This is a genomic window from Streptomyces sp. E11-3, from assembly GCF_046540415.1.
Classification (GTDB): domain Bacteria; phylum Actinomycetota; class Actinomycetes; order Streptomycetales; family Streptomycetaceae; genus Streptomyces.
In genome coordinates, this window is the sequence record NZ_JAZGRL010000001.1 from 1,805,503 (window position 1) to 1,815,898 (window position 10,396).

Here is a 10,396-nt window from a genome sequence, read left to right on the forward strand (position 1 = left end):
CGGGGGCCGAGGTCGTCGCGGGCCGGTGGGGGTGCGAGACGTACGGAGCCGCTCAGTACGGAGACGCCGTGTGGGGCGACGATCACCGGCTCCAGCGAGACGCCGACCACTTCGGGGTGGTCGTCGACGAGCCGGGAGACCCGCAGCAGCAGCTCCTCCAGGGCCGCGGTGTCGACGGGCGCGGAGCCGCGCCAGCCGAACAACAGGGGCGCCGTCCTGATCGACCTGATCAGACCCGCTGCGTCGCGGTCGGTGACCGGGATGAGCCGGTGCGCGGTGTCGCCGAGCAGCTCGGACGGAGCCCCGGCCAGACCGAACGAGAGCACCGCTCCGGCCGCCGGGTCGATGACCGCCCGTACGACGGTGTCCACGCCGCGCGGGACCATGGCCTGCACGACCGGGCGCAGCTCGGCGGGCTTGCCGAGGGCGCTGGTCAGTTCCGTGTACGCGGTACGGAGTTGCGCCTCGTCTGTGAGGTCGAGGCGTACGCCGCCGAGGTCGGCCCGGTGCCGCAGGTGCGGTGCGGTGGTCTTCAGGGCTACCGGGTAGCCGAGCTGCTCGGCGGCGCGCACCGCCTCGTCGGGGCCGGGGGCGGGCAGGGCGTGCCGTAGTTCGATCCCGTAGTGGCCCAGGAGCTGGTGGGCGTCGGCCGGGGCGAGCTCGAATCCCCTGGTGCCGTCCGCGTCGGCCAGCAGCGTCTCGATCCGCGCGGCCGCACCGGCCTCGTCGATGGTCTCGTCGATGAACTCGGGCACCTTCCCGGGCCGCGCGGCCTCCCGCCGCCACTGCGCGTACTTGACGGCTTCCCCGAGGGCCCGTACGGCGCGCTCGGCCGCGGGGTAGGCGGGGATCGTACGGGGTGGGGCAGCCACGCTGGCCGCGCCTTCCGGGGGACTCTGCCCCTCCGCGGCCACGCGCGCGTGGGCGGGCGTGCCGGCTGCCGGGCCGGTGGGCGCCACCGTGTCGTGAGGAGAGACCAGACCGGGGCCGGAGGCTGCGGCTCCCGATCGGGCGCCGGCGTCCCGTGGCGCGGAGGTCCCGGACCGCTCTGCGGGCGGGCTCTCGCCCGCTGCCACGCGCGCGTGGGCAGAGGTCCCGGTCTCGACGGAGGCGGGTGCGGGCTCGGCGGACCCCGGCCCGGTGCCGGGGGCACCAGGGGCCGTACTCGTGGCGGCCGCGAGGGCCTCGGCCAGGCCGCCCAGCTCCACGTGGACCACCGTCACCGGCTTGGCCGGCGCACCGGCCGTCGCCGAGCGGAGTGCCGCGGCCAGCGCCTCGCCCTCGCCCGACTCGGTCCTGCCGTCCTCTTCCACCCAGGGGATCGCCGTGACCACCACCGCGTCACAGCCGGGGTCCGCGAGCGCGGCCGCGAGGCCCCGGCGGAAGTCGTCCGGGGTCGCCCGGGTGGTCAGGTCGCGCGGCGGCAGCGGGCGCAGCCCCTCCGCGAGGCAGGCGTCGTAGGTGAGGACACCGAGGGACTCGGAGTTGCCGAGGATGGCGACCCGCGGCCCGGCGGGCAGTGGCTGGCTCCCCAGGAGCAGGCCCGCGTCGACCAGCTCCGTGACGGTGTCGACCCGGATGACGCCGGCCTGGCCGAGCAGCTCGGAGACCGTCGCGTGCGGCAGGCGTGTGGTCGGTACGGCGTGGCCGGTCGGCGCGCCGGAGTGCCGGGCGCCCTTGACCACCACGACCGGCTTCACCGCGGCCGTGCGGCGCGCGAGCCGGGTGAACTTGCGCGGGTTGCCGATGGACTCCAGGTACATCAGGGCCACGTCGGTGTCGGGGTCGTCGTACCAGTACTGCAGCACGTCGTTGCCCGACACGTCCGCGCGGTTCCCGGCGCTGACGAAGGTGGACAGACCGACGCCACGCCGGTGCAGCCCGGACAGCAGCGCGATGCCGATCGCCCCGGACTGGGTGAACAGACCGAGCCGCCCGGCCATCGGCATGGCCGGCGCCAGCGAGGCGTTCAGCCGCGCCTTGGGCGAGGTGTTGAGGATGCCGAAGGCGTTCGGCCCGAACAGCCGCATGCCGTACGAGCGGGCCTGCCGCACCAGCTCCCGCTGCCGCTCGCGGCCGTCCCCGCCCGACTCGGCGTACCCCGCGGAGATCACCACGAGCCCCCGCACCCCGCGTTCACCGCACTCCGCGACGACTGACGGCACCTGGGCGACGGGCACCGCGACCACCGCGAGGTCCACCGCGCTGGCGGGGTCGATGTCGTGCACCGAGCGGTAGGCCGGGACGCCGTCCAGGGAGGTCTCGTCCGCGGACAGGGCCGAGTTCACCGCGTACACCCGGCCGCCGAAGCCGGAGCCGAGCAGGTTGCGCAGCACCGAGCGCCCCGTACCGCCGGGGCGGCGTCCGGCGCCGATGACGGCGACCGACCCCGGCGTGAGCAGCCGCTGTACGGAGCGTGCCTCGGCGCGCTGTTCGCGGGCGCGCTGTACGGCGAGCGAGCGGTCGGTCGGCTCCAGGCCGAACTCCAGGCGTACGACACCGTCCTCGAAGCTGCGCTTCTGCTGGTACCCGGCGTCCGTGAACACCTTGATCATCTTGGAGTTGGCGGGCAGCACCTCGGCCACGAAGCGGCGCACTCCTCGCTCGCGCGCGACCGCGCCGATGTGCTCAAGGAGGGTGGAGGCGACGCCGCGGCCCTGGTGCGCGTCCTGGACCAGGAACGCGACCTCGGCCTCGTCGGCGGGTGCCGAGGCCGGTCTGCCGTGCTCGTCGATCCGGTCGTAGCGGACGGTCGCGATGAACTCGCCGCCGACCGTGACCGCGAGCCCGACCCGGTCCACGTAGTCGTGGTGCGTGAAGCGGTGGACGTCCTTGGCGGACAGCCGGGGGTAGGGCGCGAAGAAGCGGTAGTACTTCGACTCGTCCGAGACCTGTTCGTAGAAGCTGACCAGCCGCTCCGCGTCCGCACTGGTGATCGGCCGGATCCGGGCGGTGCCGCCGTCGCGCAGCACCACGTCGGCCTCCCAGTGGTCGGGGTAGGCCGCGTCCTGCGGCGGCTGCTCGGGCGGCGGCTGCATGGGAGTCAGGGTACGGGTCGCGGGCCCGAGCGGAGCGTTGCGGGGGCGGAGCCATTACCCTCCCTGGAAGACCGGTGGGCGGCCGGACTGCGGACAACGGCGTGGCAGAACCATCCGCCGCCTCATGCGACACTGGTCTAGACAAGGCATGAGTGACACCTGAAGGGCAGCATCACATGGCTGAGCGCCGCGTCAACGTCGGCTGGGCCGAGGGCCTCCACGCCCGTCCCGCCTCCATCTTCGTCCGCGCGGCCACGGCCGCCGGCGTCCCCGTGACGATCGCCAAGGCTGACGGCAACCCGGTCAACGCGGCTTCCATGCTCGCGGTACTCGGTCTGGGTGCCCAGGGCAACGAGGAGATCATCCTCGCGTCCGACGCCGAGGGCTCGGACGCCGCTCTCGACCGTCTGGCGAAGCTGGTCTCCGAGGGGCTTGAGGAGCTCCCCGAGACGGTCTGAGCCGACCGGAATTCCACAGCGGAGCCGCACTTCCCGAAAGGAAGTGCGGCTCCGCTGTTTTTCGCCGATATCCATCAGGGTCCACACGGACCCACGCCCGGAATTACGGGCAGCGAAAAGAAACCCCTCCCCCGAGCCTTCTCTTTGTATACGGCGCCTTCGTTAATTGCGGGCGCTCGCGATGTTTACGGCATGTTGCGAATTCCTCACACGCTCCGCCGGCCGGTCGACGGAGCGGCCCACCGGCAGGTCCGCCGGGCCGGGGAAGCGCAGCCGGTGCCCCGCCACCGCACGCTCGGCGTGCAGTGCGGTGAGCGCCCTGGCCCGTTCCGCGTCGCCGCGGGCCACGGCGTCGACGATCGCGCCGTGCTCCGCCCAGGACTCGGCGGGCTGGGCAGGAGGGTCGACCGTGTACATCCAGGCGACCTTGTGCCGCAGTTGGGTGAGCAGCGTCGTCAGGCCCGGGCTGCCGCAGGCCTGGGCGAGGGTCTCGTGGAACCAGCCGCCCAGTGAGCGCAGATCCTCGCTGTGCCCCCTGCGGGCCCGCTCCTGCCCCAGGCGCACCAGCCCGCGCAGCACCTTGAGATGCGCCTCGGTACGCCGCTGTGCGGCCCGCGCGGCACCGAGCGGCTCCAGCAGCAGCCGCATCTCCAGCAGGTCGGCGGCCTCCTGCGCGCTGGGCTCGGCGACCTGGGCGCCGGCGTGCCTGCGGGTCCGTACGAACCCCTCGGCCTCCAGGGTGCGCAGCGCTTCCCGCACCGGGACCCGCGAGACCCCGTACCGGCGCGCGAGCAGCTCCTCGGTGAGCCGGCTGCCGCGTTCCAGCACACCGGACACGATGTCCTCCCGGATGGCCGTGCATACCGAGTGCGCAGGAACGCGCATGACCTGTCCACCGCCTTAATGTCCGCGAAACGCGGTCGATTGACGTCTGTTCGGTGACTCTATTGCAGCAGGCGCGGATTTCCGATGGGTGACCAGAATCCATGGATATTTTTTGGACAAGCTGGCGCACGGGTCGAATGGCGAAAGCCCCGGCTCGGGGAGCCGGGGCTTTCGGTGAGTGGTGGGGTGGGGTGTGAACCCTCGGACCTGGGTGGTCAGGCGGCTACGCCGTGCGCGCGGAGGTAGGACACCGGGTCGATGTCGGAGCCGTACTCGGCGGAGGTGCGGACCTCGAAGTGCAGGTGCGGCCCGGTGACGTTGCCGGTCGCGCCGGAGAGGCCTATTCGCTGGCCGGGGGTCACGCTCTGACCGACGGAGACACTGAGCGACGACAGGTGCCCGTACTGGGTGTACGTGCCGTCGTTCATCCGGATCACCACGTTGTTGCCGTACGCACCGCCCCAGCCGGCCTCGACCACGGTGCCGGGGCCGACGGCCTGGACGGGGGTGCCGGACGCGGCGTGGAAGTCGACGCCGGTGTGGCTGCCGGAGGACCAGACGGCGCCGCCGGCCTTGTAGCCGGTGGAGACGTACGAGCCCGCGACCGGCGAGACGAACGCGTTCAGCCGTGCCCGCTCGGCGGCACGCGCGGCGCGCTCTTCCTTCGCCTTCTCCTCGCGTGCTTCCTTGGCCCGTGCCTCGGCCTTGCGCTCGGCCTCGGCCTCGGCCCGCTCCTTGGCGGCGGCCTGCTCGGCGGCCTCCTGCTGCGCGCTGGCCTGCGCGCCGATCCGCTCGGCGAGTACGTCGTCGGCGGCGACGGCCTGGTTCAGACCGGTGTCCGCGGCGGAGTGGGCGGCGAGCGCCGGAGAGGCGAGGGTGCCGATGACGCCCGTGGTGGTGAGGGCGGCGACGCCCGCGACGTTCGCACCGGTGCGCGACAGACGGCTGGGGCGACGATGCTTCCCGGAGGCCATGAAGTGGCGGGTCCTTTCCTTCCTTCTCGCCTACCGGGTTAGCTGACGGGTTCGGAGCAGGAAGGTCTCCTACGGGCCCCACACGGGGAGGCGCCCGATTCACCCCAGGGACTGAGTGGGTCCCCGGCTCCCCAGGCTCGCGCCTGACGGGGACTCGGCGATGGCTGTCCGGTGCCGCGGATGCGGCGCATAGCCGGCGAACAGCGACCCGACGCTAAACGGGGCATCTTTCCTGCCACAAACGGATCACGGCTTTTGAGGCACATGCCACAGGACAGACCGTCAGCCTCGCCAATATTTCGGACATTAGGGGACCCCGGTGGCTCTTCAGCCACCGGGGTCCCCAGGTGAGCTTGGCGCCCCGCCCGGCCCGACTAGCCGGTGACGACGGTCACTTCGCCGATGCCGAGCGCCTTGACCGGCTCGGCGATCTGCGCGGCGTCGCCGACCAGGATGGTGACCAGACGGTCCACCGGGAAGGCGTTCACCGCGGCGGCAGTGGCCTCCACGGTGCCGGTCTCGGCCAGCATCCGGTACAACTGCGCCTGGAAGTCGTCCGGCAGGTGCTGCTCGACCTGGTCCGCCAGGGTGCTCGCGACGGCCGCGGCGGTCTCGTAGCGCAGCGGGGCCACGCCGACCAGGTTCTGCACCGCGACATCGCGCTCGGCGTCGGTGAGGCCCTCGGCTGCGAGGGTGCGCAGCACCTTCCACAGGTCGTCCAGGGCAGGTCCTGTGGACTCGGTGTCCACGGAGCCGTTGATGGCCAGCATCGAGGCTCCGGTGCCCTCGGCGTCCGAGCGCAGCACCTGGGCGAAGGCGCGCACACCGTAGGTGTAGCCCTTCTCCTCGCGCAGGACGCGGTCCAGGCGCGAGGTGAGGGTGCCGCCCAGGCAGTAGGCGCCGAGTACCTGGGCCGGCCAGACGCGGTCGTGGCGGTCCGGGCCGACCCGGCCGATGAGCAGCTGCGTCTGGACCGCGCCCGGGCGGTCCACGATGACGACCCGGCCGGTGTCGTCGGCGGTGATCGGCGCTGCGGGGCGCGGCTCGGGCGCGGAACCCGTCCACACCCCCAGGGTCTCGCCGAGCAGCTTGTCCAGGTCCGTACCGGACAGGTCGCCGACCACCACGGCGGTCGCGGTCGCGGGCCGCACATGGGCATCGTAGAACGCCCTGACCGCGGTGGCGTCGATGCGCTCGACCGTCTCCTCGGTGCCCTGGCGCGGACGCGAGATGCGCGCGGTGGCCGGGAACAGCTCCTTGGAGAGCTCCTTGGCCGCGCGGCGGCTCGGGTTGGCCATCTCGTGCGGGATCTCGTCCAGGCGGTTGCGCACCAGCCGCTTGACCTCGCTGTCGGCGAAGGCGGGCGCGCGCAGCGCGTCGGCGAGCAGGCCGAGCGCCTTGGGGAGCCGGGAGACCGGGACTTCGAGCGAGAGGCGTACGCCGGGGTGGTCGGCGTGCGCGTCCAGCGTGGCGCCGCAGCGCTCCAGCTCCGCGGCGAACTCCTCGGCCGAGTGCTTGTCGGTGCCCTCCGAGAAGGCGCGCGCCATGATGGTGGCGATGCCGTCCAGGCCGTCCGGCTCGGTGTCCAGCGGGGCGTCGAGGTTGAGCTCGACGGCGACGACCTGCTGGCCCGGACGGTGACAGCGCAGCACTGTCAGGCCGTTGGGGAGCGTGGCGCGCTCGGGGGCGGGGAAGGCCCACGGCGTGGCCTCGCCCGCCTCGGGCTGCGGATGGAAGTCCATGGTCACGGTGGCCTCGGTGGTCGCTGTGGTCTGGGCCTGGGTCACTTCGCCGCCTCGTCTTCCTGTACGTCGTTCCCGGCGGCGGCTGCCGCGTCTTGCGCCTCTGCCCCGTTATCCGCGCCGTCCGCGTCGTCCGCTTCGTCTGCGGCAACCGGCTCGTACACGAGCACCGCGCGGTTGTCGGGCCGCAGCCGGGCCTGGGCGACCTCCTGGACCTCCGCCGCGGTGACGTCGAGCACCCGCTGCACGGCGGTCAGGGCGAGCTGCGGGTCACCGAACAGCACCGCGTACCGGCACAGTTCGTCGGCGCGGCCGGCGACCGTACCGAGCCGGTCCAGCCACTCGCGCTCCAACTGCGCCTGGGCGCGCTCCATCTCCTCGTCGGTGGGGCCTTCGGCCGCGAACCGGGCGAGCTCCTCGTCGACGGCGGCCTCGATGTCCGGGACCTCGACGTCGTGCGACGTCTTGACGTCAAGCCAGCCGAGCGAGGGCGCACCGGCGAGCCGCAGCAGGCCGAACCCGGCCGCGACGGCGGTGCGGTCGCGGCGTACGAGACGGTTGTAGAGCCGGGACGACTCGCCGCCGCCGAGGACGGTGAGCGCCAGGTCGGCCGCGTCGCACGCGCGCGTGCCGTCCTCCGGGAGCCGGTAGGCGGCCATCAGGGCGCGGGCCGGTACCTCCTCCTCGATGACCTCGCGCAGCTCCTTGCCGATGGTGTCGGGCAGTGCGCCGTCCCGCGGGGGCTGCTTGCCGTCGTGGGACGGGATGGAGCCGAAGTACTTCTCGATCCAGGCGAGGGTCCGCTCGGGGTCGATGTCGCCGACCACCGAGAGCACGGCGTTGTTCGGCGCGTAGTACGTACGGAAGAACGTCCGCGCGTCGTCCAGGGTGGCCGCGTCCAGGTCGGCCATCGAGCCGATCGGCGTGTGGTGGTACGGGTGGCCCTCGGGGTAGGAGAGGGCGGTCAGCTTCTCGAAGGCCGTGCCGTACGGGACGTTGTCGTACCGCTGGCGGCGTTCGTTCTTGACGACGTCCCGCTGGTTTTCCATGGACTCGTCGTCGAGTGCGGCGAGCAGCGAGCCCATCCGGTCGGCCTCGAGCCACAGGGCCAGTTCCAGCTGGTGGGCGGGCATCGTCTCGAAGTAGTTGGTGCGCTCGAAGCTGGTGGTGCCGTTCAGCGAGCCGCCGGCCCCCTGCACCAGCTCGAAGTGGCCGTTGCCCGACACCTGTGCCGAGCCCTGGAACATCAGGTGCTCGAAGAGGTGGGCGAGGCCCGTACGGCCCTTGACCTCGTGGCGGGAGCCGACGTCGTACCAGAGGCAGACCGCGGCGACCGGGGTCAGGTGGTCCTCGGAGAGCACCACGCGCAGGCCGTTGGCCAGCCGGTGCTCGGTCGCTGTCAGGCCGCCGGTGCCGGCCTGCGCTGTGGCCGTGTGACCCATGGGCATGTGGTCCCTTCGATCGCGTGCGGAATCGCGTGCTGACTCGTCCCTGAGGGGATTCCCCGAGGGCGTTCGTTGACATACGTCGTTGACATGCGTCAAGGCAGTCCTGTCACTGTATGCAAGCGCGCGGACATCTGGCGAAGTTCCCGTCTCGGGTAAGCCCTCAGCGATCACTTGGCGATCATCTGTCGACCGCCGGGAGAGCATCGGGCGACCTCATTGCCCGGGTCGCGGTCCGCGTTGTCAGTGGCGCGGTCCACAATGGTCCGCGTCAGAAGCCCGACTTTGTTGGTGAAGGAGCCGCAGCCGCGATGGCCCGCCGCAGCACGAAGACCCCGCGACCCTCAGACGACACCGACTTCGAGGAGAGGATCCTCGACATCGACGTCGTCGATGAGATGCAGGGCTCCTTCCTGGAGTACGCCTACTCGGTCATCTACTCGCGCGCCCTGCCGGACGCCCGGGACGGCATGAAGCCGGTACAGCGCCGCATCGTCTACCAGATGAACGAGATGGGCGTACGCCCCGACCGCGGTTATGTGAAGTGCGCCCGCGTGGTCGGCGAGGTGATGGGCCGGCTGCACCCGCACGGCGACGCCTCCATCTACGACGCGCTGGTGCGCATGGCGCAGCCCTTCTCGATGCGACTGCCGCTGGTCGACGGGCACGGCAACTTCGGCTCGCTCGGTAACGACGACCCGCCGGCCGCGATGCGGTACACCGAGTGCCGGATGGCCGACGCCAGCTCCCTGATGACCGAGTCCATCGACGAGGACACGGTCGACTTCGCGTCCAACTACGACGGCCAGGAGCAGGAGCCGGTCACCCTCCCCGCGGCCTACCCGAACCTCCTGGTGAACGGCGCCTCCGGAATCGCGGTCGGCATGGCGACGAACATGCCGCCGCACAACCTGGGCGAGGTCATCGCGGCCGCCCGCCACCTCATCAAGCACCCGGGCGCCGACCTCGAGACGCTGATGCGCTTCGTGCCGGGCCCCGACCTGCCCACCGGCGGCCGGATCGTCGGTCTCGGCGGCATCAAGGACGCGTACGACAAGGGCCGCGGCACCTTCAAGATCCGCGCCACCGCCTCCGTGGAGAACGTCACCGCGCGGCGCAAGGGCCTGGTCGTCACCGAACTGCCCTTCACGGTCGGTCCGGAGAAGGTCATCTCCAAGATCAAGGACCTGGTCGGCTCGAAGAAGCTGCAGGGCATCGCGGACGTCAAGGACCTCACCGACCGCAACCACGGCCTGCGCCTGGTCATCGAGATCAAGAACGGCTTCATCCCGGAGGCCGTCCTGGAGCAGCTCTACAAGCTGACGCCGATGGAGGAGTCCTTCGGCATCAACAACGTGGCCCTGGTCGACGGCCAGCCGCTGACGCTGGGCCTCAAGGAGCTGCTGGAGGTCTATCTCGACCACCGGTTCAACGTCGTACGCCGCCGCAGCGAGTTCCGGCGCGGCAAGCGGCGCGACCGGCTGCACCTGGTGGAAGGGCTGCTCGTCGCGCTGCTCGACATCGACGAGGTGATCCGCCTCATCCGCTCCAGCGAGAACTCCGCGCAGGCCAAGGAGCGCCTGATCGAGCGCTTCTCGCTGAGCGAGATCCAGACCCAGTACATCCTGGACACCCCGCTGCGCCGGCTGACCAAGTTCGACCGTATCGAGCTGGAATCCGAGCGGGACCGGCTGAACGGCGAGATCGAGCAGCTCACCAAGATCCTGGAGTCGGACGCGGAGCTGCGCAAGCTGGTCTCGTCCGAACTGGCCGCGGTGGCCAAGAAGTTCGGCACCGAGCGGCGTACGGTGCTGCTGGAGTCGGGCGGGGCCCCGGCCGCCCCCCGGCCGCGGG

At 71.8% G+C, this 10,396-nt stretch carries 7 protein-coding genes and 1 riboswitch; of the genes, 2 read left to right on the forward strand and 5 right to left on the reverse strand.

All coding sequences use genetic code 11. The features are described 5' to 3' along the window. Nucleotides 1-3,038 (reverse strand): GNAT family N-acetyltransferase (locus U9R90_RS08130; RefSeq protein WP_411055717.1); only part of this gene is annotated, 3,038 nt, incomplete at its 3' end. A 176-nt stretch (nucleotides 3,039-3,214) separates the two neighbouring features. On the opposite strand from U9R90_RS08130, the gene U9R90_RS08135 reads away from it, so the two are divergent. After that, complete coding sequence (locus U9R90_RS08135) at nucleotides 3,215-3,496, forward strand: HPr family phosphocarrier protein (protein WP_411055718.1); 282 nt, start codon at nucleotides 3,215-3,217, stop codon at nucleotides 3,494-3,496. 162 nt (nucleotides 3,497-3,658) lie between these two features. On the opposite strand, the gene U9R90_RS08140 is transcribed toward U9R90_RS08135, so the two are convergent. The 4 genes from U9R90_RS08140 to U9R90_RS08155 form a co-directional block, all read right to left on the reverse strand. Next, nucleotides 3,659-4,381, reverse strand: coding sequence for a GntR family transcriptional regulator (locus U9R90_RS08140; RefSeq protein WP_411055719.1), 723 nt, complete (start codon nucleotides 4,379-4,381; stop codon nucleotides 3,659-3,661). 215 nt (nucleotides 4,382-4,596) lie between these two features. Further along, nucleotides 4,597-5,355, reverse strand: coding sequence for a M23 family metallopeptidase (locus U9R90_RS08145; RefSeq protein ID WP_411055720.1), 759 nt, complete (start codon nucleotides 5,353-5,355; stop codon nucleotides 4,597-4,599). 12 nt (nucleotides 5,356-5,367) lie between these two features. Further along, nucleotides 5,368-5,525, reverse strand: a riboswitch (cyclic di-AMP (ydaO/yuaA leader). A gap of 204 nt (nucleotides 5,526-5,729) precedes the next feature. Then, nucleotides 5,730-7,097, reverse strand: coding sequence for a M16 family metallopeptidase (locus U9R90_RS08150; RefSeq protein ID WP_411057677.1), 1,368 nt, complete (start codon nucleotides 7,095-7,097; stop codon nucleotides 5,730-5,732). A gap of 41 nt (nucleotides 7,098-7,138) precedes the next feature. Further along, nucleotides 7,139-8,545, reverse strand: coding sequence for a M16 family metallopeptidase (locus U9R90_RS08155; protein WP_411055721.1), 1,407 nt, complete (start codon nucleotides 8,543-8,545; stop codon nucleotides 7,139-7,141). Between the two features lie 308 nt (nucleotides 8,546-8,853). Between U9R90_RS08155 and U9R90_RS08160 the strand changes: the two genes are divergently transcribed. Continuing rightward, nucleotides 8,854-10,396: DNA topoisomerase (ATP-hydrolyzing) subunit A (locus U9R90_RS08160; RefSeq protein WP_411055722.1), on the forward strand; the 1,543-nt coding region annotated here is incomplete at its 3' end.